Below are 25,641 nucleotides of genomic sequence, written 5' to 3'. Positions count from 1 at the left end.
AATAAATGTAATATCGGAAAATCCGAAAATTTGCCCTACCCTGTGATAAGTCAATGATAGGACAGATCAACTCACCATAGGATAGGACAGATAAAATAATTATTCCATTCCAGGATTTTGAACCAAGTTTGGATTACGACGAATTTCATCCTGATGGATTGGAGCAAAATACATCTTATCCAGCCATCTCCTGTTTTCACGACTGGAGAGATCATTTACATAATAATAATAGTCGTAAATCTCTTCATTGTGAATATAAGGCTTCATTGATGACTTACCCGGTTTCAAAATACCCTCCACGATAATTCCTGTCAATGGTTTATTTCCTGCTTCCGGAGCGATCATCCAACGGCGAACATCAAAATAACGGTGTTGCTCATAGGCGAATTCTGCACGACGTTGCTGACGCAGAAAATCACGCATGTCAGCTTGAGAAAATTGTTTTCCACGGATAGTCAGAGTCGATCTGGTATCTTTCAACTCAATACGCCCGCGCAAGATATCCAGCCACTTTGCCGCTTCCTCCAATTCATTCAATTCAATACTCGCTTCCGCAGCAATCAGGTACATCTCGGCCAACCGCATATAAACATGTGGCACGGTTTGTCTAAAATACTGAGCATCAACGGAAGTATCGATAAGTTTCTTTTCATAATAACCTGTCCATGACCCGTTCCAGTCCTCAATAGGTCCCTGGCGGGTATCCACACCCCACATTGAGCGGCGCACTACTCCATCGCGGTATTCAATTTCCACGTCTCCGTTTGTCACTTCATATTTCCCGGCCTGTAGGGTTCCCATAGGTGTCGGGTCTAATGTGGCCGCATCAGCCGGACGCGGACGTCCCCACGTATTTCCATCGGTAGCTACAGTGGCATAAAAGCGAGGTTCACGACCATTATAGGGATTTCCTTTCTGGAATTCTCCGGGTTTGGTCATCCCTTCCGGCATAGTTCCATCCTCGAATTCAAACGCCATTACCAGATCCTGTGTTGGCGTAGTTCCGGCCCAGTTATGATAACCATTCGGCCCATGCCATAATCCCATATTATTCGCAGCACCAATAGAAGTGTGGTAATTACGGACAAACATTTGCTCACTGTTTCGAATATCCGTCATAATAGCTTTGAATTTCTCAGCCCTTTCAGTATTGACACCTCCTCTACAATCAATCAACTCAAATGGACCATCCTCGATCACTTTAATTGCAGCATCCCTGGCGGCACGATAAGTAGCCATACGATCACCGTCGAATTGGTTAACCGCTAAAGTATTTATCGTGCGGTCTGCATAGAGAGGACTGGCAACATGGAGCAAAATACGGGCTTTTAAACCGGTTGCCACATATTTAGTGACGCGTCCCCATTCTGCAGAACTGACGGTTTCCGGAAGATATTCTTCAGCCTTTTCCAGGTCGCTCACAATAAATTCAAGACACTCGCGCATGGTATTACGAGGCTTCTTCATTTCTTCTACTTCTGCCAGTGAAAAATCTTCCGTAACGATAGGTACTCCCCCAAAACCGCGTACAAGTTCGTGATACATATGTGCACGCATATAATAGGCTTCACCTTTCATACGATCCAGGTTAAAGCCAACCTTTTCCGGCACATTGTCAATGTTATTGATGATAATATTGGCATAGCGGATACCCCTATACCTGTTTTGCCATTTAAAAGGATTATTATTATTGTCATACCATTGAAGATTGCTTTGTGAAATAGAAACAGCTTCAACAATATCTTTTTGCCCGTAGTTATGGGTAAAATAAGCATCGTCGGTCAATCCGTCCAAAGAATGTTCTTGAGCACCCGGGTGTATGTTATTGTATAGATCATTTACAAAAGCTTGCGTCAAAGCAGCATCGGTAAAAACCATCTGCTCTGTATAAGAAGTAGAAGGTACGATATCCATAAAGTCCGAACAAGAATTTAGGACAACGGCAAATCCCAAAACGATAATGGTTACTATTTGTTTTATATTTCTCATAATCTCTTATTTTTAAAATGTTATAGATACACCGGCGTTCCATATACGACGTTGTGGATATTCCCGACCGGTATCATTGGCTTCCGGATCTTGTACTTTGACATTATCTATCGTAAATATATTTGTACCATTTACATATACACGCAAATCCTGGATTCCTGCACTGCGGAGAGGCGTTGAATTAAACGTATATCCGATTTCCATATTTTTCAGACGCAGATAATCGGTTTTGAACTGATAGTAGGTATTCTTCTGGTCTGTACCCTGCTTCGCCCAATATTCATTCTCGCGGTTATAAGCACGCGGATGTTCCACCATGGGGTTTTCTTCTGTCCAACGGTTTTTATACATGAACTTATAGTAGTTCCCGGCTTCACCGGCTCTTTCACGCCAAATATAGGTAATACCTCCTGTTGCGCCCTGGAATAATGCCCTCAAATCGAAGTTATTCCAACTGAGACCGGTAGTGAGACCGAATACAAAACGTGGCTCCGAGTTTTTGTCGGAACGGACGCGGTCATTCGCATCAATTTTCTTATCACCATTTACGTCTACAAATTTAATATCTCCAGTACGTGCATTGGCCCAATGCGGATAGCTGTCCAGTTCTTCCTGTGTATTGAATACACCGTCGGCAATATACCACAACTCGGTATTTACCGGCATTCCGGTCCTTTTCTGATAATCGGGTATACCGGGGGTTTCATCCCAGAATAACAGTTTATTTTTTGCATACGTCATATTGAACGAAACATCATATTCCACTTTACCAGCCCTGTCTACCCAGGAAATTAATCCTTCTATGCCTCTGTTCTGCATTTCACCGATATTTTCTCTTGGGAGCGTAATACCCGAAATCTGGGGTAATGAAGCGTTTCTGTAAATCAACATATTGGTACGCTTATGGTGGAAAAGGTCGGTCTCCAAGCTTAATCTGTTATCCAGAAACTTAAATTCGAGACCAAGGTCATACGTAGTCCCTACTTCCCAGGTAATATTGGGGTTGGGAGTACGCGTCGGATATAATGTCTTCTGGAATGTTGTTCCAAACATATATTCAGTACCGAAACCGTAGGTATTCAGGTATTGAATACTTCTATCGAGATTTCCGTCAGGATCTAACAGATAATCACTACCGGTTTGGGAGACAGAACTACGCAGCTTAAAATAGTTGATGAAACTGAGGTTTTCCTTCCAGAAATCTTCTTCGGATGCACGCCATGCGGCAGATACCCCCGGGAAGAAACCATACCGTTTGTCTTTCGGGAAACGATACGATCCGTCGTAACGGTACACAAATTCAAACAGGTACTTTTCGAGATAGTTATAGTTCACACGTCCAAAGTAGTTGACACGGCTTTCTTTCCAGGAATAGCCTTCTGTTTCCATATCGGTTACCGAACCATTATTTATTTCATCCAGTGCATCTGAAATAAAATATTTACGGGTTGCCCTTACCCTGCGCCATTCGTTACTCTGCGCTTCAACACCAAGGGTAGCGCCAAAGTTATGGTCTCCAATAGAACGGTCGTAGTTGACTACCAAATTGGTCATCCAGTCTGTCTGCTCATCCCTTCTCTCCTCTAACACCGATTGGGAAACCCCTTTTAACGAGGGGGTCAACTTGTGTTCAGGGTTACCATCCCAAGTATAAAGGGTAAACGGAGTTTCAAAACGACGCCGGTTATTGAAATGTTGGTCATATGACACAGTTCCTATAAGCGACAATCCCTCAACTCCAGGGATTTTAAGTGTCGCCCTCAGTGTATTCTGGATATAATATGCTTTGTGAAGGTCTTTCCCGGTTGCCGGAGTGGCACGCACCACCGGATTATCTCCGTATTCAATATCCGGCCCTGGTTCTCCGGTTGGCCAATACGCGGGCAAGATAGGTTTACTACGCACCATGGAACTGAAGATATCTGTCGCCCCACGTGCCGGATAATTGGTTACTTGCAAACGGTTTACGTTACCATAGGATATATCAAAGTAATCATTTACTTTCATATCCAGATTGATACGTGTACTGTATTGATCGTAGCGATTCGCTGAATTCTTATAGATACCATCTTCTCCATTAGCAGCCAGACTGACGAAAAACTTGTACCGGTCGCTTCCTCCGGTTATGCTCACATCATGACGATACATGGGCGAAACATCCTTAATTGTTTCTTTATACCAGTTTGTGTCGGGATGTCCCCATGGGTCTGATCCGTCCTGCCATAATCTCAGATCCTCCTGGGAATAACGGGGTTCACGCCCCGAATATTTATCAATTTCATTGACCATCGTCGCATACTCAAAAGCATTAGCCAACTCGGGGATACGTGAGGGTTGAGAGAATCCCATATTGCCGGTATACGTAATTGTGGGCTTTCCTTCTTTACCCCGTTTGGTGGTAATCAAAATAACCCCATTGGCAGCACGAGAACCATAGATAGCCGCCGAAGCATCCTTTAACACCGACATGGATTCAATTTCATTCGGATTAATACGATTTAATCCTCCCGCACGTCCAGGTACTCCGTCGACGACAATTAACGGGTCTTTAGATCCAAGTGTATTCGTACCACGGATACGAAGGGTTGTTCCGCCGCCACCAGGCTCATCCGAACGCTGGAAACCGATTACTCCCGGCATACGTCCCACCACGGCATTAGAAAGATTAGTAGTGGGAGATACCTTGAGTTCGTTACCGGACACACTCGCCACGGCACCTGTTACGGTTACTTTCTTCTGGACACCGTAACCGACGACAACCAGTTCATCGATCATATGTGCCTCTTCTGCCAGAATTTGATCTATAACGGTTTGTGTTCCCACGGTAACTTCAGAGGTAATATATCCGATGTATGAAAAAATCAGAACGGAACTCTCCTCAGGCACCTCTAATGAGTATTTACCATCAATATCCGTTATAGTCCCGGTAGTAGTATTTTTTACTACTACATTCACACCGATTAAAGGTTCTCCATTTACATCACTCACAGTTCCTCTTACACTCTTTTGTGCCGATACGGAAACCGCACACAATTCAAGAAACAGGAACATCAAAAATTTTGATAAATGTTGTTTCAATTTTGTTTTCATTTCATTTACAGTTGATGTTTCATTCATGTTCCGACGATTTAATTATTTTTCACAAAGAAGTTCTCTAAGACAGTTATAATATCTTTTCCGGATAAAAGAATCAATTGATCTAAATATCCATAGGTTAAAAATGGATATATCATTATACAAAATTATTTTTCTTGTTTTCCCTGAACAATGCTACAAAACCTATCAAGATAACGACAGCCATAACAAAAGGCACGGTCCAGACTGATACCCAGTTGTATATACCCTGCTCAGCAGTATATTGATGCACCACATTGCCTGCTACCAGCGTTCCCAGGTATTTCCCTACCCCATAGGTGGCAAAAGCAATCAATCCCTGTGCCGAGTTCCGTAAAGACGAAGGCGCCTTTTCATCCACAAAAAGTTGTCCTGAAACAAAGAAGAAAGTAAAACAGAATCCATGGAGCGGTAATACTCCATAGATGAAACCGATGTGTCCGGTATGCGCTCCAAGGGCAAAGAATCCGTACATCAACACCCATGCCACAATTGCGGCAACAATACTTCCCTTATACCGTAATTTGAGAAACATCAACGGAAATGCGAAAAGGAAGATTACTTCGGTAACCTGTCCCATGCTCATGGCCGCAGCGGCGTTATTAATGCCTACGTTAACAATGAACAGATTGGTAAACGAATCATAGAAAGCAAGGGGAATACAAGCCAACGCCGAAAATACTAGCAGCACCAAGAACGATCTGTCTTTGGTAAGCTTAAACGCATCGAATCCGAGTATCTGTCCTACAGTCACCTTTTCAGCACGTTTTCCCGGTGCCTTGAAAGGAAGTATAAAAGCATATAAACCGGCAATAAAAGAGATTCCTGCAGCAATAAGGAAAGGAGTAGACAATGGTTCCAGATTCAACGAACTGATAAGAATTCCAGCAATAATCCATCCGAACGATCCGAACAAACGGATACGGGAGAATTCTTTCGAGGGTTCAGGCAGGTTATCAAAAGAGATGGAATTACATAGCGACATAGTGGGCATGAAACAAATCGTATAGAGCAGCAACACAAGAAAAAACAATGAAAAATTATCAATTTGTGTCAAACAGCCTAACAATACGGCACCCGTGATATTTAAGAATGCCAAGACCTTGTTGGCAGAGAAAAAACGAACGGCTATCATTCCCACGATCACAGGGGATATAATGGCTGCTATAGCTGCCGTACTATATGCCAACCCGATCTGAACACCTGTAAAATAAAGTGTCTGCCCCAGATAAGTCCCCATGGTTACATACCATGATCCCTGAATAAAAAATTGAAAGAACATCATCAGGGAAAGTCGTGTTTTTGTGTTTTTCTGTTCCATTATTACTTTTTTATCGACACTTTATGTTTAATTGAAATCCTCAACCTATCCCGCAAATGGTTGTGAGACTTTTGTAAAAAATCCAATCAATTCCATATTGCTATTTCTCTATTTTTTGTAATCCGCAAATACATTCATGCCCCTGCCCATTCCAAGATCCAAAGAGCTCGACCATACCTATTCTCCATGGAATTGTAGGGTTTATATAATTTTTTACGATAACCGGATTACTTTTGTTTCATTAATCAATCCATCTGTAGTAACTTCGAATCTTGCTTTTTGGGCTTTTTCAAGCCTTGTCTTTGCCGTCCTGATGGAGGAAGTCTTGATTTTAGCAGTTGGAATTAGCATAGGTTTACCTATTGGCAAAGACAAAAGTGTTTCCGGAATGGAAATTTTTTTAACCAATCCCGTTTCTTTTAATTTATTATCCATATCTTTATGTCTTGTATCTATATATTACATTGAAGCTTTCATTGTATTATCAAACGCAAATATAATTCATTTGAATTAAAAATAATCATTAAAAAAGAATAAAACACTATAATTGAATTATTTTATACTAATTATAAATAACATATTCAATCAATAGACTATTTATGAGCAACATAAATGAAAGATTAAGAAAAATATTAAATACCAAATTTGAAGGGAACGTATCAGAGATGGCGAGACGATACGGAATCCCTCGGTAGTTTGACACAATAAATTTTCGATTTTTTTGATAAAAGACCTCCGGAGGTCTTTTTTTTGTCAAATATTTTTTCTATATTTGTAGCATTATATAGCATTGTTACAGATATGAAATTGAATATTGTCAAGTCCAAGAACTGTACTATTCTCTACGCGGCACGTTCTTACAGGAGCGAAAGCGGCAAAAGCACGTCCAAAGTGGTCAAGCGTCTAGGGACCGTTGAAGAACTGCGCGAGAAGTTGAATGGTGAAGACCCGATTGAATGGGCAAGGACTCAAGTTGCCGGGATGACCGCACTTGAAAAAGAAGAGAACAAGCACGTCATTATTGACTGCAACCCCATGGCGCTTATCCCCAAAGGCGAGCAGCGCTCGTACAACGGCGGCTACCTGTTCCTTCAGAAAATATATTACGAACTGGGCCTGGACTACATCTGCAAGAAGATAGCGAAGAAGCACAAGCTGCTGAAGTATGACCTGAACGGCATTCTTTCGATGTTGGTATACACCCGGATACTGTATCCGGGATCCAAGCGGTCCTCGTTGGAAGATGCAAGGAAGTTCCTCGAGCAGCCGGAGTGCGCGCTGGAGCAGGTGTACAGGGCGCTTTCGCTGCTGGCCGGTGAGTTCAACGAGATACAGGCCGGCGTGTACAAACGCAGTCTCAAACTCGGGAAGCGCAATACGCGGGTGGTGTATTATGATCTGACGAACTACTTCTTCGAGTGTGAAGAGGAAAGCGGCTTGCGCCAGTATGGCCACAGCAAGGAGAACCGTCCGCTGCCCATCGTGCAGATGGGGCTGTTCATGGACCGCGACGGCTTCCCGCTGGCAATGTGCGTCGAGCCGGGCAATACGGCGGAGACCACCACCCTGAAGCCGATGGAGCAGATACTGAGGGACAAGTTCGGCCTGTCCAGGCTGGTGGTCTGCACCGATGGAGGCCTTTCAAGCTATGAGAACCGCAAGAATGACAGCGTGGGAGACAGGTCATTCATTACCGTGCAGTCACTGAAGAAGTTGAAAAAGCACCTGCAGGAATGGGCCCTGGACAGCAAGGGTTGGCGTATTGCCGGTTCGCAGGGCAAGGAGGAGTATGACATCAGCATCCTGGACGCAAAGGAGTACCATGAGACTCTCTTTTTCAAGGAACGCTGGGACCCCACGCTGATGTCAACTGGAGAGACGTTGGAGCAGCGCGTCATCGTGACCTTCTCGTTCAAGTATCAGGAGTACCTCCGCCATGTCCGCGAACGTCAGATAGCTCGTGCCAAAGCTTTGCTTGCCAAGGGCTGGGGTGCCACCTCAAAGAAGAAGAGCCCGGGCGATGCCAAGCGCTTCATCAAGGCCGAGCACGTCACCGCGGACGGTGAGCTGGCCCAGATAGAGAACTTCTCGCTCAATCAGGATATGATAGACCAGGAGGCGCGCTTCGACGGCTTCTATGCCCTGTGTACGGACCTCGAAGACCCGGCCCCGGCCATCATCGAACTCAACGGCGGCCGTTGGATCATCGAGAACGGCTTCCGTATCATGAAAACCGATTTCGATGCCCGGCCGGTATACGTGAGAAGGGATGACCGCATCAAGGCCCACTTCCTCACATGCTTCCTGGCACTGCTGGTATACAAGTATCTGGAGAAGAAAGTGAACCGTGGCGGGAAGCACTTCACAACAGATGAGATAGTGGATACGCTCAGGGGGATGGACTTCCTAGGCATACCCGGTGAAGGATATATCCCCACTTACACCAGGACGGACTTGACCAATCATCTCCATGGCAGCGCGGGCTTCAGGACGGATACCCAGATAGTCACCAAACAGAAGATGAGGAGTATCATTGCCCAAACCAGGAAAAGGGAGAAGGATGAGGAGTAGGTAGAATACAGGAGAAGGGGCCTGCCGGCGGCAACGCCGCCGGGCAGGCAACCTCATCCATGGGGCGGAGGCCCCACAGGCCCCCTTCCCCTGTATCCCTCACCGTCCCACACCTGCCATATTGCTACAAAGTCAGAAAAAACAGCAAGGCCACAAATCGCCCCTGAAGCGGCCTGTGGCCTTGATCTATCACCAGTCTGACAAAATCAAAGTGTCAAACACGGGATTGTATTATCAAACGCAAATATAATTCATTTGAATTAAAAATAATCATTAAAAAAGAATAAAACACTATAATTGAATTATTTTATACTAATTATAAATAACATATTCAATCAATAGACTATTTATGAGCAACATAAATGAAAGATTAAGAAAAATATTAAATACCAAATTTGAAGGGAACGTATCAGAGATGGCGAGACGATACGGAATCCCTCAACCGACTTTAAATAATATTGTTGGGAACAGAATGAGTAAGCCCTCTTTTGATAATATTGAAAGGCTTGTCAATTCAGATGAGACAATTAATACCAGGTGGCTAATTACGGGGAAAGGAGCGATGCTAAAAACAGAAAAAAACCCCATAGTGGTTCCACCAGAAGACAATAATAACCTGTTGGATAGATACGAAAAGGTTATCAGGGAGAATGAACGGTTAAAGGTGGAGATTGAACAACTAAAAAATAACACAGACCGGATCTCAGACGCTAATTCTTATACTATTACTATCCATCAAGACACCGAAGATAAGTGAAGTGTCGGAAAAGTAATCAAACTTAACAAGAACACCACCGTAGGCTTATATAGACAATCTATACCAACCATTGTTCATTAAACAACCTTATAATCTGATACATGGCTCTACCTGACTGACATTGCAGCATTGATAGTAGCAAAATAGCAAAGAGGACAAGTGACTCACATCTAGTGATATTCATCAGCAAAACAGCAACCGGACCAAATGGATAACTGCCACTTGCAATTCCCTTAACGCATTTAAAACATCTGTCTGTAAATTTTTTTAGAATTATTTCCTTTTCTCTACCGGGACATACTTTAATCATAATTTTTGTTGTCCAGTCAAAAAACTCGAAACTAGCAAAAAGGTTATAAATAATTCTTCTTTCATTTTTACTGTTTTTTAGTCTGGTAATTCTCCTTCCGAAGGAGGCGTGTCTTGCGAAGCACTACCCCATTGTTTGTTCGCTTTATTGCCCATGATAAGTTCCAGGGTTCCGCCGTTTTTGAGGTCGTCGTGGCTGAACCAGGGTTTTTCCCAGGGTATTCCGTTGAGTTCCGCCGATTGGATGTATTTGTTCTCTTCGGAAAAATTACGGGCTATAACGGTGAAGGCTTTACCCCCAGGAAGGCTAATGACCGTCTTTGCAAAGAACGGACTCCCGATATTGTATGCCGGAATTCCGGGCGTTACCGGATAAAACCCCATCTGCGAAAACACCACAAAAGCCGACATTCCGCCTCCGTCTTCATCTCCGGGAACTCCCATCAGGTCGTTTCTGAACCATTGATTCAGGAGTATGTGAATCCGCTTTTGCGTCTTCCAGGGCTGTCCTGCATAATTGTATAAATAAGGAATATGCAACGACGGCTCGTTAGCCATCGAGAATTGACCCACATTGCCGGTATGGTCGGGCAACTGACTGTAAAAGTCGTATTTGCTTTTCCCAAGAGGTTCGCGAAATGTTTGATCGAGGTTGCGTATAAAGTTTTCCCGCCCCCCCATTAAGTGGATCAGGTCGGCTACGTTGTGCTGCACATCCCAACGGTATACCCATGCGTTGTTCTCACCGTAATACTGTCGTGCACCCACCCCTCCTGAAAAACGATAATCGAAGGGTTCGATGAAGTTTCCATCCTTGTCCTTAGGGTGAAAAAAGCCGGTCTGGGGATTGAAAAGATGGCGATAATTGTAGGATTTCTTCAGGAAGTATTCATAATCATCCTCCTTCCCCAACTCCCGGGCAATTTGTGCCAGGCACCACTCATCGTAGGAGGTGCCCAGCGTTACAGCCACCGGCTGGCGACATTCAAAACCGTGAACTTCGGGAATGGTTTCTTCCTCCCCTTCCCTAAGAGCAGGAACATATCCTTTCTCGTGATAAAACCGATCCAACTCACCCGAGGGTTTGCCGGACCAAGGAGCCAGCGTCTTCTCCATAACGGCATTGCGAACGGCCGGGTAGATCCTTGCCAGGTCAATGCCCTTCAATCCTTTGCGGTAAGCGTCTATAACGGTGGCTATCCCGTGGTTGGAGTTCATCCGGCGGCTGTCGCCCGTAATCTCGGGGAAGGTGGGCCACCAGAATTCGGGCATTTGTTCGGACATCTTCAGGAAAGAATTGAGAATATCCGACTCCATTTCCGTTTCGATAATCGTACGAAGCGGATGCGTTGCCCGATAGGTATCCCAGATCCAGTCATCCGTATAGAAAGGCGCCCCGTTATCGTTGTGGATTTCCCCATCAAAGGCGCTGAAGTAGCGTCCGTCTTCCGATATGCATACCGGACGTTCGTAGGTTCGGTACAACGAAGTGTAGAAAACAACTTTATCGTCATACGAACCACCATCCACTTTAATTTTACCGAGGGTTTCATTCCAGGTTTGACGTCCTTTTTCGGCAACGCCCGAGGGGTCAAACCCGGACATTTCCCGGTAGAGGTTCTTCTTTGCCTGAACTGTATCGATAAACGAAATCCCGTAACGAAGTTTCAACTGCTTTGTGTTTGAGGGGTACGACAAAACAAGGTGGGCATTTTGGCCGGAAGCAGCTTTGTCATTTGCTCCCTGGGGCTGTATGTCCGGTTCCATATATACAAATATCCGCGTGTTGTTTTGCAGCTGTTGATAACCCGAAAATGCTTTCCCGTCCCATTGAAGTTCACCACGCCGGGAGTTCAGGATCAGGTATACAGGGTCGGTATGTCCGAATGTCAGCTCATAGATCCCCGATTGGTGGGAAACGGCGTAATATACGCTGGTCTCCTGCTCGTCGAGATAGACAAAATAATCGTAGGGTGTGATTTTTTCACGGTCGTAGCTATAGGGAATAACCGGCTTCAATTCCAGCTCGTCCCCTTGGAAGACGCTCAGGTTAAATGCCGAACTTCCCCGGTGGCTGGTCACCGCAACGGGCAAGCCGTTCAGCAAATCACCCGTGTAATCCGCGCGTTCCGGATAAACACGCAACATGCTGTTCGGCAAATGAACCGTGGGGTACGTCGGCACCAACAGGTGGCTGATGTTCCCCAGGTAAGGGTTAACAAAATCAACAAGATCAGTTGATTGAGAACTTGTACATGAAGTAATCAAAAAGATAATAAAGCAACCGATTACATATGTTTTGCGGTAGCTTTGCCTCATTAATCTGTACAGAAATAGCATCTTTCTCATCCTTTTAATAGTTATTGTACATTTAGGAACTGTTTTAAATTTAGAATTTCTATTTATTTCCGTCAGGGTGAACAAGGGGTTTCAACAAGAGTAGTAGCACTTCGTTCCCAGAGAGAAATCACCGTGAAGCAAAAAACAAAAACAGTGAGGCTGTTTTTCATTTATGACAAAGTTTACTAAATTTGTAACATGTTGACTTTACGTCCGCACAAATTTAATTATTTTATCAGTATAAGCAAGAATTTGACATTTATTTATATTAAATCCGAACAAACAATCCTCAAACTTAATTGTTTGTATAATAACAAAAACATACAATAATGAATCAGAACTCTTTTCTTGGATTAATCGAGCAAAGTATACGAAATCATTGGGATTTACCTGCAATGAGCGACTTTCAGGGCAAAACACTTTATTTCAAAGATTTTGCCCGTGAAATTGATATGCTGCACGAATATTTCAACTCTGCCGGCATTCAACGCGGTGATAAAATTGCGATATGTGGTAAAAATTCGTCCCATTGGGCCATCTCTTTTTTCGCTACGCTCTCATACGGAGCTGTAGCAGTGAGTATTTTGCATGAGTTTGAGAAAGAAAGTGTTCAGTACATTGTGGATCATTCGGATTCCAAGATGTTTTTCGTTGATGAAGCCATTTGGAGAGAAATAGATGAGACCAAGATACCGAAGGCAGAAACTGTCCTCTCGCTCGATGATTTTTCCTTGTTGAAAGTGACATCGAAAGAGTTCAAGATATTTGTGTCCAACTCGTTTTCTTTTTTCGACAAGAAATACGAGAAGGGATTCTTTGTCAATGACATTGCTTTCAGGACCGATAAACCGGAAGAACTGGCTGTTATAAACTATACATCGGGAACCACCAGCAGCCCGAAAGGAGTGATGATCCCTTACCGGAGTTTATGGTCGAACACCCGGTTTGCAAACGACAGCCTTGATTTTATCCACTCGGGAGACAACATGATTTGCATGTTACCCATGGCTCACACTTACGGACTTGCTTTCGAGGTGCTCAACGCCATTTCTATGGGTTTCCACATCCATTTTTTAGGAAAAACGCCTTCTCCCAAGGTACTGCTTGATGCTTTTGCAAGAATAAAACCCAAGCTGGTATTAGCCGTCCCTCTGATTATCGAAAAAATCGTTATTAAAAATGTCTTTCCGAAACTTCAGCAGGGAGCAGCCAAAACATTGATTAAAATTCCACTGCTGAATGCTGTTGTTTACCACAAAATAAGGAAATCGCTTATTGACGTTTTCGGAGGAAATCTGGTAGAAGTCGTCATCGGAGGAGCAGCTTTGAACGCAGACGTAGAAAAATTTCTGCGAAAAATAAAATTTCCCTACACGGTTGGGTACGGGATGACCGAATGTGGGCCGCTTATTTCTTACTCGTTCTGGACAGAATTCAAAGAACGATCGTGTGGAAAGGTAGTGGACAGAATGCAGGTTAAAATTGATTCGGATGATCCGCAAAACGTTGTTGGGGAAATCTTGACCAAAGGTACAAACCTGATGCTCGGTTATTATAAAAACGAAGAAGCTACAAAAGCTGTTTTTACGGAAGATGGGTGGCTCAGGACAGGCGATCTTGGAATATTGGATAAAGACAACGTTGTATTTATCAGAGGCAGGAACAAAAATATGATTCTCGGCCCTTCCGGGCAAAACATCTATCCCGAAGAGATTGAAGATAAGCTAAACAACTCTCCCTATATATTGGAGTCACTGGCAATAGAAGAAAAGGGCAAAATTATTGCACTCATCGTTCCCGACACTGAGGTGCTGAAAGCTGAAAACATATCACCAGAACAGTATAACCCTGTCTTCGATAAGGAAATAAACGCAATAAACGCAAAACTAGCCAATTACAGCAAAATAGCTTCATTCAGGCTTCAGGCCGAGGAGTTTGAAAAAACGCCTAAGCGGAGCATTAGAAGGTTTAAGTACCAGAAATAAATTACAGGGAAAACCTGTTTCCAGACTCAATAAACTCGTTGAATTTCTTTTGATTGAAGGTATAGTAAAACGCTCCTCTTTTGGAGGAAGACTTATCTTTTACATCCAGTTTATCGAGAATGCCCATCGCTGCGATTTTCTTCCGGAAATTACGCTTGTCAATTGGCATCTGATAGATGGCTTCCCATAAATCCTGCAAAGCGGGAAGCGTGAATTTTCCTTCAAAAAATTCAAAAATGATGGGTTGCAGGGAGACTTTATACCTCAATAACCTCAATGCATCATCCACCATAAGGTTGTGATCGAAAATCAGCCGGGGAAGTTGCTGAATGTTCACCCATTTGGCGTCGAATGCTTTGGCCAGGCTCGTGTCAAACTCCTCCAACCGTACCAATGCATAATAGGTTACGGACACGACCCTGTCGCCCGGATCACGTTCAATTTCACCATAGGCCCCAACCTGTTCCATATAAATACCTCTCTGCCGGGTGTACCGGAACAGTACTTTTTCTGCAGCTTTGTCAAGACTCTCATTTTCGTCCATAAATCCCCCCATAAGCGACCATTCTCCTTTGTTGGGTTCAAGCGGGCGACGAGTTAACAAGATATTAAGTTCCTGGTTTTTGAATCCGAAAATAATGCAATCTACTGCAACAAGGAATTTCGCATCGTGAGAATAAAATCCGGTGGACATAATATTAGAATTTTAGAAGTTATGGATCAACAGGCAAGAAAAAACAACTTCGCCGATAAAAGCTTGACGTCCGGAATATCACCCGCGAAGCGCTATTACCGGCGAAGCATATTATTAAACTACTTCAGAGTTTACGTGCACCGTCACTTATGACAACGTCGTATACCTTAGGTTCATGTCCGTATTTTTCTTTGAACTTTAATTTAGCGTCAGCTATGAACGAATCATACAATTCGTCTTTAACAAGATTGATGGTACAACCACCAAAGCCACCGCCCATAACCCGAGAACCTGTAACTCCGTGTTCTTTTGCCACATCATTGAGGAAATCGAGTTCTTCGCAGCTCACTTCATAAAGTTTGCTCATTCCGTGATGCGTCTCATACATTTTCTCCCCAACGGTTTCGTAATCTCCACGTTCCAGGGCATCGCTCACATCTCTAACCCGTTGAGTCTCTTCAATCACGTACTCGGCGCGCATATAATCTTCTTCCGAGATTTCGTTTTTGACTTCTTTAAGCATATCCATTGTTGCATCACGTAGGAACTTCACTTCGGGATGACGTTTGGCAATAGTTTCCGCAGCGTGCTCACACGATTCCCGGCGTTTGTTATACGCCGATGAAGCCAATTCGTGTTTCACAACGGTATCGAGCAACACCAATTTATACCCTTCGGGATCAAACGGGAAGTACTGGTATTCCATCGTTTTTGTGTCGAGCCTTATCAAATGCCCCTTTTTGCCAAAAAGCGATGCAAACTGATCCATAATGCCACATTTCACACCTACGTAGTTATGCTCGGTAGATTGTCCGATACGTGCCAGTTCGAAGGTATCAATCCCCAGATTGAACATGTCGTTCAGTGCGTATGCATAAGTACTTTCCAGGGCAGCAGATGACGACATCCCTGCTCCTAACGGAACATCTCCTGCAAATACAGTATCGAAACCTGCTACGGCTCCACCGCGTTTAATAATCTCACGGCATACCCCGAATATGTATTTTGCCCAGCCTTCCTGGGGTAGATCCTCTTCATTGAGCCCAAACTCCGAACTTTCGTTTAAATCTATGGCAAAAGCACGGACCTTCTCCGTTCCGTTTAACCGTATAGCGGCTATCATTCCTTTATCGATAGCTCCGGGAAAAACAAAACTTCCGTTGTAATCGGTATGCTCACCTATAAGGTTTACGCGTCCGGGAGACGCGTAAACTTCAGGTGTATTGTTACCAAATTTTTCTTGATAAATTTTTAAAACCTGTTCTTTAGTCATATTTTTTATAATTATTTCATTTGCGCATCTGTGAAAACTTAATGTTAGAGGCTGTTTTCACAGGGAGTTATTCCACATCTGTGGTAGAAATATCCTTGTTTACGTTTTTGGATCCGATCAACGCATAGTATAGCAAGTATGCCAAACCAATAAAGATTACCCAATAGCTTACCAGGTAATCGTTGCCTAAATCAGCCACAGCACCTTGAATACCAGGAAGAATTCCTCCTCCGCAAACCAAGGTCATAAATATTCCCGAAGCAGCCGGCGTAAACCTGCCCAACCCTTCTACCGAAAGATTAAAAATACTGCCCCACATAATGGATGTACAAATACCGATTATAACGATAAACATGGCGTTGATGGGTACTTGTGCCATTCCAAAGGAAAGGGCGCCGGTGGCAGAAGTTTGAAGTGCCGGAATCGCCACCTGCGTAGTGGTGGGTGACAAGATCGCTGCCAACACAAGAATTATTCCAATTGAAGAAACGGTCGCAAGCATGGTCTTGCTGGATACTTTACTGCCTAGAGATGCTCCCAGCAACCTGCCCACTAACATTAAAAACCAATACGTCCCAGCAACGAACCCTGCCGTTGTTTTTCCAACCGGTGTATCGGATAACCATAAAATCAAGATACCGGGCGTACCCACTTCAACACCCACATAAACAAAAATTGCGATGGCACCTAAAATGAAATGCCTGAATTTCATTGCGCCGCTCATCAGGTTCTTTAGTGGTTCTTTGGTTTTCGTAGCATGAGGTTCAGGAATGTTTACGACCAACAGCACAAAGAAAACAAGGGCAAAAACACCCATCGCGATATACATTACCGGAAATACGTCTTTTATGTTTGCCTTAGCCGTTTCACCGATTAAGATTCCTACAAAAGCCGGAGTAAAAGTTGCCATTACGGAGTTAAACGATCCTCCAACCTGAATAAGCTGGTTTCCTTTGTTTCCCCCGCCTCCCAATGTATTCAACATAGGGTTAACCACAATATTTAACAAACACATGGAAAAACCAGCGATAAAAGCTCCGAGCAAATAAACACCGAAAGCGGCCGTTTGAGGAGCATGTCCGGAAAGGAATTGGGTGAAAACTCCAACAAAACCGATTACAATGGCAATGAGAGCTGTTTTTTTATAGCCCACGCGCTGCAGGAGTATCCCTCCCGGAATTCCCATAACGGCATACGCGATGAAGTTCGCCATATTTCCCAGTAATCCCTGGAAATTGGAGGCTCCAAATTGTTCTTTTAATACTTGTCCCATCGGCGCCGCCAGGTTGGTCACGAATGCGATCATTCCAAACAGTGCGATCATCATGACGATGGGCACTATCCGGTTACTTTTCTGATTAGTTGTTGTATTCATACTTTTTGATATTAATAAAAATGTTGATTTATTTTGAGCATTGTCTGTTATGTGGAAAATTTGTACGTTGTCCTTGAATTGAATATTTCACCGGGTTTTAAAACTACCGAAGGATATTCGGGTTTATTTATACTATCGGGGAAGTGCTGCGTTTCAAAACATACCGCAGAACGCTCGGGGTAACGATGTCCTTTCTTTGCAGAAAATCCGCCCGTCATCCAGTTCCCCGTATACACCTGTACTCCAGGCTCTGTAGTAAACATTTCCATTTTAATTCCGGTTTTGGGCGATTCACAAACGCCAACGTACGAATATTCATTATCGCTTTGTTTGTTCAACACAAAAGTGTGATCGTATCCTTTTCCAAAACGAAGTTGTTCAAAATCGTCGTTAATCCGTTCCCCAATGGTGCGAGGAGTTGTAAAATCCATTGGGGTATCCTTCACAGGCTCCGCAGCTCCGTACGGAATGGCTGTTGCATCGGTAGGCAGATAGGCATCTGCATTCAACGTCAGTACGTGATCGCCGATATAGGGATCTCCCTCACCCGAAAGATTGAAATAGGAATGGTTCGTGAGGTTAAGGATCGTGGTTTGATCAGTCACCGCTTTGTAAAAAATATCGAGGGCATTATCGTTTGTAAGCGTGTAAGTAACGTATACATCCAGATTTCCTGGGAAACCTTCCTCTCCATCTACCGATAAGTAGTGTAGTTCGATACTGTTTTCCGAAACATTTACCACGTTCCAGACAACAGCATTAAACCCTTTTAGGCCACCGTGAAGAGAATTGGGCCCGTTGTTAACGGCAAGTTTGTACTCTTTATCTCCCAACGTGAACTTACCGCAGGCAATCCGGTTGGCTGTCCTGCCACAAACAGCCCCGAAGTAGGGCTCTTCCGAGGTCAGGTATTCTTCGATGGAGGAATGACCCAATACAATATCCGTAAGGGTTCCGCTTTTATCGGGAACCATTAACGAAACAATTTTTGCACCGTAATTTGTGATGGTAATTTCGCTTCCTAGTTTATTGGTTAGGACGTATAAGCCGGTTTGCTCTCCATCGAGCTCTTTTGCGAACGCGCCTGATAGCAAACCGGACTTGCTATACATATTATCCATGTTTTTGAGGTTTTAAAAATAAGATGGTGATGAAGATTGGATCTTTCTTTGAAAATTCGTGTAAAAATAACACATTTTTAATTTATTCAGCAAATTTAAAATTGTGTTATAAAACATATTTTTAGTCATAAAATCCTTTTTTTGAGGAATATACTTCCGTTAAAAATTTATAATCACCTGATTTTTTGCCTATTAATTATATAAATCAGGCATAATTTTTGTCTATGAGAAACAAAAGAAAAATCACAAATATTCGTGGCTTACTTTCGTTTTTTTTGTAACCATTACTTTGTCGATTTTATTGCCGTCTACATCCACAACCTCAAACGTTGTATTTTCATACGTGAATACATCCCCCACTTGCGGAATTTTATTAATGTTGGACAATACAAATCCTGCAACCGTAGAATAATCGATCTCTTCGAAGTCGATAATAAAATCGTCAATAAAATTGGTCAACACCTCTATGGGTGCCTCACCGTTGATTAAAGCGGAGTTCTCGTTGCGCATAAAAACATCAGGTTCCTCCATTTCATTCTCGTCAGGGATTGAACCTACCAGATTTTCAATAATGTCGTGCAACGTAATAATTCCATCCAGGCTTCCGTATTCGTCCACTACAACAGCGAAAAACTTGTGCTGTTGGCGAAACTGCTCCAGTACCTTTCTTGCGCGGAGGGTAGAAGGTATTATCAGGGGGTCATGAACCAGTTTATGGATATCGATCTCTCCTTTCCTGTATAATTCCGAAAGCAATTCCTTCATGGTTACAATACCCACAAACTCATCCAGTGTCTTGTTGCAAACAAGTACCCTTCCGTGCTTGGTTTGCAACAGATCGGCAATTACTTCTTCTTTTTCTTTCGAAATATCTACCCACTCCACATCGGTTCTGTGAGTCATCAGATGGCGGGCACGTTTATCGGAAAAGTAGAAAACCTGTTCATGAATGATGTTCTCTTCTCTTTCTATAACGCCTTCTTTCGATGCAGTTTTCAACATGGCCCGAAGTTCCATTTCCGAGACCACATCGTCTTTAGGTTTCAGTCCGATAAGCTTGTTGAACAAACTGGTGGAAAAGGCTAAAAATCTGACAAAAGGATAAAAGACGACACTGACAAAATGGATGGGCCTGGAAACGGTCACGGCTACTTTTTCTGCGCTGTTCAGCGCAACGGTCTTGGGTACCAGTTCACCGATAACTATCGACAAATAGGTAATCGCTACTACTACAACGACCATGGATATTGTTTCCGCATATGGCGCACTCCAGGCAAACCGCTCGAAAAAAGGTATCAGGTAAACAGAGAGTGTGGCTCCTCCATAGGCTCCGTTTACGATTCCGATGAGGGTGATTCCCACTTGCACTGAAGACAAAAAACTATCGGGATCGGACTGCAATTTCAATGCTTTTTCCGCCCCTTTGTTTCCTTTTTTCCGTTCCGTTTCAAGTTTGGTTTTTTTTGCCGATACCACGGCAATTTCGGACATGGCAAAAAAACCGTTGAGGATAATCAGAAAAAATATGATGAATACATCAACCATTTTGCCTACCACAATGGCGACGGATAAACTTTCTCGTCTGACAGTTCTTGCAATTTTTTAACTACCCCGGGACGATCTTCGGCATAAGTCACACCAAACCATTTGGAAGGTGTATCCAGCACCTTCACGGTAGAGACTCCATTCACGATAAGGTGGTTAACCAGTAATGGGATAAAGTATTCCGCTTTTGTGTTCTCTGCGTTTTCTTTTAAGAAATGCACAAAATAATCATCCGAATGGTTGAAATAATCAGGGGTGAAGCCCCACATATTCATAGATACTGGTGTATTATCGTCAATTGCTATCCAATTTCCGTTATCTTCCCGGTAGCAGACAGCACCATCTATACGCTTTACCTGAGTACGTTCAACAACTCCCGTCAGGTTTCCGTTTTCGTCAGTTTCGCAAACCCCACGGGCTACCGTTCCGCTTTCCGAAAGTGTGTTTCCTACCCGGTAACCAATCATACCGTACTTGTTCTCCGAATTTTCCAATGTCTTCAGGTAATCGGCCAGCACGCCGAAGCTTTCACGGCCGTAGAAATCATCGGCATTAATTACGGCAAACGGCTCCTGAATCACTTCTTTACCCATCATCACCGCGTGATTGGTACCCCATGGTTTTACACGTCCCTCGGGAACGACAAATCCTTCGGGGAGGGCGTCCAGTTCCTGAAAAACAAGTTCTACGGGGATTTTCTTTTCGTACTTTTTAACGATCTTCTCCCTGAAATCTTCTTCAAACGACTGACGAATAACAAATACGAGTTTCCCGAATCCGGCATTTACAGCATCAAAAATGGAATAATCCATAATGGTTTCACCGCTCGGCCCTACGCCGTCTAACTGTTTTAAGCCGCCGTAACGGCTGCCCATCCCGGCAGCCAATACAAATAATGTTGGTTTCATTGATGATTTATCTAATTTAAAAAACTGTTCTGATGCACAAATTTAAGGAAAAAGATTGACGAAAAACAGCATATACGGAAAAGATTATTAACAAATGTCGATTTCTTTTTCCCGCCCTAATGGCTTATCTTTGTTCTAAAGAACGTATTTTTACGATATGACGGAGCCGGACATTGATAAATTAATGAACGAGTGTACTTTTTCGACTGTACGCAGCAGTGGAAGTGGTGGACAGCATGTAAACAAGGTCGAGACCAAAGTTACGTTGTCTTTGAATATCGGTCAATCACAGATTTTGTCGACCGAACAAAAGCAGCGGATACAACAGAAGTTGAGAAACCGTATCAGCCAGGAAGGAATCTTGCAGATCAGCAGCGACACAGAACGTTCCCAGGCAATGAACAAGAAAGCGGTAATTGTAAAATTAGAGAACCTCCTGAAGAAAGCATGTCGCGAAGAAAAAAAACGCGTGGCCACGAAACGTACCCTGAGCTCCATTCAGAAAAGGCTCGACAACAAAAAACAGCTATCTGAGAAAAAAAGGCGTAGATCGGAAAATTTTTGAGAACACTCAACAAAGCCTGTTTCAGTGAACGTTTGTATTGATCAACGCATTCCACAACACATCATCAGGCGTTGGCGCCACTACTTCTATTTTTTCTTTCGAGACCGGATGAATAAATGCTATTTTCCGTGCATGAAGACTGATGCTCCCATCCGGATTCGACCGTTCGGCACCGTATTTCAGATCTCCTTTTATCGGACTTCCAATTTTTGATAACTGACAACGGATCTGATGATGCCGGCCTGTTTCCAGATCAACCTCCAGTAAATTGTAGTTTTGCGATTGTCCAATCACCTTGTAGTGCAATACCGACTTCTTCGTGTTGGGTTTCTCCACATCATATGCCGTTGATTTATTGGTTCGCTCATTTTTAATGAGGTAATGCGTCAGCGTGGCTTCGGTTTTCTCCGGAAGTTTTTTCACAACTGCCCAATAGGTTTTGTCGATCTCATTGTTTTTGAACATCACATTCAACCGGGACAACGCTTTGCTTGTTTTGGCAAAAACCACTATTCCACTCGTCGGCCGATCCAGGCGGTGTGTCACCCCGCAGAATACATTTCCGGGCTTGTTATACTTCACCTTCAGGTACTCTTTCACCTCTTCAGAAAGTGGTTTGTCCCCGGTTTTATCGCCTTGCACAATCTCTCCCGGAGCCTTGTTAACGACAATCAGATGGTTGTCTTCGTATAAAACGGTCATTTTTTTACATGTTCATTCCTCCACACACGTGAATCACCTGTCCGCTCACGTACGAAGAGAGTTCCGATGCAAGATAGACAGCCGTATTAGCAACATCATCGGGTGTCCCACCACGGCGTAACGGAATTTGTTTTGCCCACTCGTTGCGAACCTCTTCAGAGAGCGCAGCAGTCATATCTGTAATTATAAAACCCGGAGCAATGGCATTTACACGGATTCCCCTTGAACCCACCTCTTTTGCCATCGACTTTGTCAGCCCGATCATCCCTGCTTTGGAAGCGGAATAGTTTGACTGTCCGGCATTTCCGGATACACCCACTACGGAACTCATGTTGATTATGCTTCCTGCTTTCTGGCGCATCATTACCGGAGTGACTGCATGGGTAAAATTAAATGCCGATTTCAGGTTCACATTGATTACGGCATCCCATTGCTGCTCGGTCATACGCATCATTAATCCGTCTTTGGTAATCCCGGCATTGTTGACCAATATATCGATCCGCCCGAAATCGCTGAGGACTTCTTCCACTACCTTGTGTGTTTCGTCAAAGTTTGCAGCGTTGGAGGCATATCCTTTGCATTTCACGCCCAGCGATGCTATTTCGCTTTCGGTAGCTTTACCCACTTCATCGATAGTTAAATCGGTAAAAGCAATGTTGGCTCCTTCCGAAGCGTATTTCAGTGCGATGGCTTTTCCGATACCGCGCGCTGCACCAGTGATAAGCGCTGTTTTTCCTTCTAATAATTTCATGTGTTTATTTTTTTATTTTATCTCTCTGATTATATTATCTCTTGTTTAATCCCTTAAAAACGAGATTATAGACTATTTCCCTGTCTTCCTGCCTGTCCAGTCTTAAGTTCAGCACTCCTCTTATAACCGGAACTTCTAGTCCCTTCAACGCAAAATGCAGTATCTCTGCCGTTCTGGGTATGTCGTTAACCGTAAACACAGCCGATTTGGAACCGTCGGCAAGAATGGTTTCCAGGTAGTGTATCTCTTTTTTGTCAAATTCCTTGCGAACATTTTCCACCAACCATATATCCCGGAAAAAGTCGGCACGAAGCGTTCCGTTGCGTGTGACAACCTCTTTGATTATGCTGAGCCGGGAAAAGGTAAACATCATCAACTTATCATCGGCTGGCAGGTCACGTTTAATCACATCCTCCAGGGCAGCATACAGCTTTTGGAGTTCCGACCCGATAACCGCTTTATAAACATCTTTCTTGTTTTTAAAATAGGTATAAAGCGTTCTGCGTCCATATCCCGATGCTTCTGCAATCTCGTTCATTGTCGTGCTGTCAACGCCTTTTTTTGCAAAAAGTTGCCGGGCTACTTCGATGAGGTTTCGTTTTGTTTTGGGTGTTGCGACAGTCATAAATGCACAATTATGATATGTTTGTGCAAAAATAACACAAAGTTTTTAAGAAACGAAACGATTTGCGAACAAAATGGGAATAATCGGGAAAATTTGTTGCTACGAGGCAGCAGGCATCTTTTTTGCGGTTTAAAGCTGTCGTTTTATTTGCTTTATAAAAAATAAATTATACTTTTGTACATCAAAACCGACTTTTACAGGTCGAGATGACATTACTGCCTGATGTTCTCAGCTTCAGGCTTTTTTATTAGCATCCAAAGAAACGAAAATAAAAAAATACAGCTGATGAAAACAAAGAAATTTTTATTACCCGAGAGGGAGATTCCCACGCATTGGTACAATGTAGTGGCAGACATGCAAAACAAGCCGCAGCGGATGATAAATCCGGGAACGAAAGAACCGTTGAAACCGGAAGACCTGTTTCCGTTGTTTGCAGAAGAACTTTCCCGTCAGGAATTCAATGAAACTGACCGGTGGATTGAAATACCCGAAGAAGTACGCGACAAATACAAAATATACCGTCCTTCCCCGCTGGTGAGGGCTTACAGCCTGGAAAAAGCGCTGGATACTCCGGCCCACATTTACTTCAAAAATGAAAGTGTCAGCCCCGTGGGGTCGCATAAATTAAATTCGGCTCTTCCACAGGTATATTACAACAAAATAGACGGTACAACCAACCTCACTACCGAAACCGGTGCTGGACAATGGGGAACCGCTTTGGCATTTGCCGGAAAGGCTTTCGGATTGGAGATTGCGGTTTATATGGTGAAGATCAGTTACGAACAGAAACCCTACCGACGTTCGCTGATGCAGACATGGGGTGCGCAGGTAATTGCATCGCCCAGCATGTCCACCAAATCGGGAAGAAAAGTATTGACACAACGTCCCACTTATCAGGGGAGCCTGGGAACAGCCATTTCAGAGGCGATCGAGCTGGCGATGCAGACGCCCAACTGCAAATACGCGCTAGGCAGCGTATTGAACCACGTTTCATTGCACCAGACGATTATTGGCTTGGAAGCCGAAAAACAAATGGAGATGGCCGGTGAATATCCCGATATTGTTATCGGTTGTTTTGGAGGAGGTTCCAATTTCTCGGGGATTTCGTTCCCTTTCCTGCGCCACGTTATAAAAGGGGACAAAAAGACACGGTTTATTGCTGCAGAACCGGCTTCGTGCCCGAAACTCACCCGCGGAACTTTTAAATACGATTTCGGTGATGAAGCAGGGTTTACCCCCCTTATCCCGATGTACACGCTCGGACATAACTTTTCTCCCGCCAACATCCACGCAGGCGGATTGCGTTATCACGGTGCTGGAAGCATCGTAAGCCAACTGAAGAAAGACAACTTCATCGAAGCAATAGATATCCCGCAGCTGGAAACATTCGAAGCCGGCGTTCTTTTTGCCCAGACAGAGGGTATTATCCCAGCTCCCGAATCCACTCATGCCATCGCGTCTGCCATTCGTGAAGCTAAGATGGCCAAGGAAGAAGGTATCCAAAAAGTAATCCTCTTCAATCTTTCGGGACACGGACTGGTGGATATGAGCGCGTACGATCAATACCTGGCAGGCGATTTAAAAAATTACGAGATCTCAACCCTTGAGATCGAAAAATATTTACAGGATTAAGAAACTGTTATACAACATAAGCAGGCATTTCAGGTGAAAAAAAACAGAAAAATATTTGTCTGTT

Annotated in this window: 18 protein-coding genes and 1 pseudogene; 5 read left to right on the top strand and 14 right to left on the bottom strand. The window is 43.7% G+C overall.

All coding sequences use genetic code 11. The features are described 5' to 3' along the window. Positions 1 to 99: 99 nt before the first annotated feature. The 4 genes from AACM02_RS08830 to AACM02_RS08815 form a co-directional block, all read right to left on the bottom strand. A complete protein-coding gene (locus AACM02_RS08830) occupies positions 100 to 1,989 on the bottom strand; it encodes a RagB/SusD family nutrient uptake outer membrane protein (RefSeq protein ID WP_339116720.1) in 1,890 nt (629 codons plus the stop codon). A 12-nt stretch (positions 1,990 to 2,001) separates the two neighbouring features. Next, complete coding sequence (locus AACM02_RS08825) at positions 2,002 to 5,079, bottom strand: TonB-dependent receptor (RefSeq protein ID WP_339116719.1); 3,078 nt, start codon at positions 5,077 to 5,079, stop codon at positions 2,002 to 2,004. Positions 5,080 to 5,221: 142 nt separating this feature from the next. Next, positions 5,222 to 6,424, bottom strand: coding sequence for an MFS transporter (locus AACM02_RS08820; protein ID WP_339116718.1), 1,203 nt, complete (start codon positions 6,422 to 6,424; stop codon positions 5,222 to 5,224). A 213-nt stretch (positions 6,425 to 6,637) separates the two neighbouring features. Beyond that, positions 6,638 to 6,859, bottom strand: coding sequence for a hypothetical protein (locus AACM02_RS08815; protein ID WP_298648485.1), 222 nt, complete (start codon positions 6,857 to 6,859; stop codon positions 6,638 to 6,640). 366 nt (positions 6,860 to 7,225) lie between these two features. Here AACM02_RS08815 and AACM02_RS08810 point away from each other — a divergent pair, with 366 nt between their 5' ends. Together AACM02_RS08810 and AACM02_RS08805 are read left to right on the top strand one after the other, a co-directional pair. Further along, positions 7,226 to 8,995 (top strand): IS1634 family transposase, encoded by a 1,770-nt coding sequence (locus tag AACM02_RS08810; protein WP_214063063.1) that lies wholly within the window; start codon positions 7,226 to 7,228, stop codon positions 8,993 to 8,995. A 349-nt stretch (positions 8,996 to 9,344) separates the two neighbouring features. Continuing rightward, a complete protein-coding gene (locus tag AACM02_RS08805) occupies positions 9,345 to 9,752 on the top strand; it encodes a helix-turn-helix transcriptional regulator (RefSeq protein WP_339116717.1) in 408 nt (135 codons plus the stop codon). Positions 9,753 to 10,139: 387 nt separating this feature from the next. Here the strand turns inward: AACM02_RS08805 and AACM02_RS08800 are convergent, their stop codons facing one another. Beyond that, a complete protein-coding gene (locus tag AACM02_RS08800; protein ID WP_339117450.1) occupies positions 10,140 to 12,380 on the bottom strand; it encodes a GH92 family glycosyl hydrolase in 2,241 nt (746 codons plus the stop codon). Between the two features lie 350 nt (positions 12,381 to 12,730). On the opposite strand from AACM02_RS08800, the gene AACM02_RS08795 reads away from it, so the two are divergent. Further along, the gene (locus AACM02_RS08795; RefSeq protein ID WP_339116716.1) at positions 12,731 to 14,386 is read left to right on the top strand and encodes an AMP-binding protein; all 1,656 of its coding nucleotides are present in this window, start codon (positions 12,731 to 12,733) and stop codon (positions 14,384 to 14,386) included. Position 14,387: 1 nt separating this feature from the next. Here AACM02_RS08795 and AACM02_RS08790 read toward each other — a convergent pair whose 3' ends face one another. From AACM02_RS08790 to AACM02_RS08765, 6 genes are all read right to left on the bottom strand, one after another. Further along, a complete protein-coding gene (locus tag AACM02_RS08790) occupies positions 14,388 to 15,080 on the bottom strand; it encodes an NrtR DNA-binding winged helix domain-containing protein (RefSeq protein ID WP_286849025.1) in 693 nt (230 codons plus the stop codon). A gap of 124 nt (positions 15,081 to 15,204) precedes the next feature. Continuing rightward, positions 15,205 to 16,353 carry a galactokinase gene (galK, locus tag AACM02_RS08785; protein WP_286849024.1) on the bottom strand — a complete coding sequence of 383 codons (1,149 nt, stop codon included), beginning with the start codon at positions 16,351 to 16,353 and terminating at the stop codon, positions 15,205 to 15,207. A gap of 67 nt (positions 16,354 to 16,420) precedes the next feature. Beyond that, complete coding sequence (locus tag AACM02_RS08780; RefSeq protein WP_286849023.1) at positions 16,421 to 17,728, bottom strand: MFS transporter; 1,308 nt, start codon at positions 17,726 to 17,728, stop codon at positions 16,421 to 16,423. Positions 17,729 to 17,775: 47 nt separating this feature from the next. Next, entirely contained in the window at positions 17,776 to 18,849 is a 1,074-nt protein-coding gene (locus AACM02_RS08775) for an aldose epimerase family protein (RefSeq protein WP_286849022.1), read from the bottom strand. A gap of 243 nt (positions 18,850 to 19,092) precedes the next feature. Then, positions 19,093 to 20,394 (bottom strand): hemolysin family protein, encoded by a 1,302-nt coding sequence (locus tag AACM02_RS08770; RefSeq protein ID WP_339116715.1) that lies wholly within the window; start codon positions 20,392 to 20,394, stop codon positions 19,093 to 19,095. A gap of 5 nt (positions 20,395 to 20,399) precedes the next feature. Next, positions 20,400 to 21,302, bottom strand: a complete 903-nt coding sequence (locus tag AACM02_RS08765) for a sugar phosphate nucleotidyltransferase (protein WP_332455646.1) — start codon at positions 21,300 to 21,302, stop codon at positions 20,400 to 20,402. Positions 21,303 to 21,474: 172 nt separating this feature from the next. On the opposite strand from AACM02_RS08765, the pseudogene arfB reads away from it, so the two are divergent. Beyond that, positions 21,475 to 21,867, top strand: a pseudogene (gene arfB / locus AACM02_RS08760) (alternative ribosome rescue aminoacyl-tRNA hydrolase ArfB); the annotation flags it as partial. A gap of 21 nt (positions 21,868 to 21,888) precedes the next feature. On the opposite strand, the gene AACM02_RS08755 reads toward arfB, so the two are convergent. From AACM02_RS08755 to AACM02_RS08745, 3 genes are read right to left on the bottom strand one after another with little or no spacing between them, the layout of a single operon-like run. Continuing rightward, a complete protein-coding gene (locus AACM02_RS08755; protein ID WP_339116714.1) occupies positions 21,889 to 22,569 on the bottom strand; it encodes an RNA pseudouridine synthase in 681 nt (226 codons plus the stop codon). Positions 22,570 to 22,573: 4 nt separating this feature from the next. After that, positions 22,574 to 23,320, bottom strand: a complete 747-nt coding sequence (gene fabG, locus AACM02_RS08750; protein WP_214063363.1) for a 3-oxoacyl-[acyl-carrier-protein] reductase — start codon at positions 23,318 to 23,320, stop codon at positions 22,574 to 22,576. A 34-nt stretch (positions 23,321 to 23,354) separates the two neighbouring features. Beyond that, positions 23,355 to 23,945 carry a TetR/AcrR family transcriptional regulator gene (locus AACM02_RS08745; protein WP_332455643.1) on the bottom strand — a complete coding sequence of 197 codons (591 nt, stop codon included), beginning with the start codon at positions 23,943 to 23,945 and terminating at the stop codon, positions 23,355 to 23,357. A gap of 285 nt (positions 23,946 to 24,230) precedes the next feature. Here AACM02_RS08745 and AACM02_RS08740 point away from each other — a divergent pair, with 285 nt between their 5' ends. Next, the gene (locus tag AACM02_RS08740) at positions 24,231 to 25,577 is read left to right on the top strand and encodes a TrpB-like pyridoxal phosphate-dependent enzyme (RefSeq protein WP_339116713.1); all 1,347 of its coding nucleotides are present in this window, start codon (positions 24,231 to 24,233) and stop codon (positions 25,575 to 25,577) included. The last annotated feature ends 64 nt before the right edge of the window (positions 25,578 to 25,641 follow it).

This window comes from Petrimonas sp., from assembly GCF_963921705.1.
Classification (GTDB): Bacteria; Bacteroidota; Bacteroidia; order Bacteroidales; family Dysgonomonadaceae; genus Petrimonas; species Petrimonas sulfuriphila.
This window is presented reverse-complemented; position numbering and strand designations above follow the sequence as displayed.

What these genes read in the sequence shown, in the direction of transcription:
- AACM02_RS08830 (WP_339116720.1), bottom strand. Translation starts at nt 1,989, where the DNA reads ATGAGAAATATAAAACAAATAGTAACCATTATCGTTTTGGGATTTGCC.
- AACM02_RS08825 (WP_339116719.1), bottom strand. Translation starts at nt 5,079, where the DNA reads ATGAAAACAAAATTGAAACAACATTTATCAAAATTTTTGATGTTCCTG.
- AACM02_RS08820 (WP_339116718.1), bottom strand. Translation starts at nt 6,424, where the DNA reads ATGGAACAGAAAAACACAAAAACACGACTTTCCCTGATGATGTTCTTT.
- AACM02_RS08815 (WP_298648485.1), bottom strand. Translation starts at nt 6,859, where the DNA reads ATGGATAATAAATTAAAAGAAACGGGATTGGTTAAAAAAATTTCCATT.
- AACM02_RS08810 (WP_214063063.1), top strand. Translation starts at nt 7,226, where the DNA reads ATGAAATTGAATATTGTCAAGTCCAAGAACTGTACTATTCTCTACGCG.
- AACM02_RS08805 (WP_339116717.1), top strand. Translation starts at nt 9,345, where the DNA reads ATGAGCAACATAAATGAAAGATTAAGAAAAATATTAAATACCAAATTT.
- AACM02_RS08800 (WP_339117450.1), bottom strand. Translation starts at nt 12,380, where the DNA reads ATGAGGCAAAGCTACCGCAAAACATATGTAATCGGTTGCTTTATTATC.
- AACM02_RS08795 (WP_339116716.1), top strand. Translation starts at nt 12,731, where the DNA reads ATGAATCAGAACTCTTTTCTTGGATTAATCGAGCAAAGTATACGAAAT.
- AACM02_RS08790 (WP_286849025.1), bottom strand. Translation starts at nt 15,080, where the DNA reads ATGTCCACCGGATTTTATTCTCACGATGCGAAATTCCTTGTTGCAGTA.
- galK (WP_286849024.1), bottom strand. Translation starts at nt 16,353, where the DNA reads ATGACTAAAGAACAGGTTTTAAAAATTTATCAAGAAAAATTTGGTAAC.
- AACM02_RS08780 (WP_286849023.1), bottom strand. Translation starts at nt 17,728, where the DNA reads ATGAATACAACAACTAATCAGAAAAGTAACCGGATAGTGCCCATCGTC.
- AACM02_RS08775 (WP_286849022.1), bottom strand. Translation starts at nt 18,849, where the DNA reads ATGGATAATATGTATAGCAAGTCCGGTTTGCTATCAGGCGCGTTCGCA.
- AACM02_RS08770 (WP_339116715.1), bottom strand. Translation starts at nt 20,394, where the DNA reads ATGGTTGATGTATTCATCATATTTTTTCTGATTATCCTCAACGGTTTT.
- AACM02_RS08765 (WP_332455646.1), bottom strand. Translation starts at nt 21,302, where the DNA reads ATGAAACCAACATTATTTGTATTGGCTGCCGGGATGGGCAGCCGTTAC.
- AACM02_RS08755 (WP_339116714.1), bottom strand. Translation starts at nt 22,569, where the DNA reads ATGACCGTTTTATACGAAGACAACCATCTGATTGTCGTTAACAAGGCT.
- fabG (WP_214063363.1), bottom strand. Translation starts at nt 23,320, where the DNA reads ATGAAATTATTAGAAGGAAAAACAGCGCTTATCACTGGTGCAGCGCGC.
- AACM02_RS08745 (WP_332455643.1), bottom strand. Translation starts at nt 23,945, where the DNA reads ATGACTGTCGCAACACCCAAAACAAAACGAAACCTCATCGAAGTAGCC.
- AACM02_RS08740 (WP_339116713.1), top strand. Translation starts at nt 24,231, where the DNA reads ATGAAAACAAAGAAATTTTTATTACCCGAGAGGGAGATTCCCACGCAT.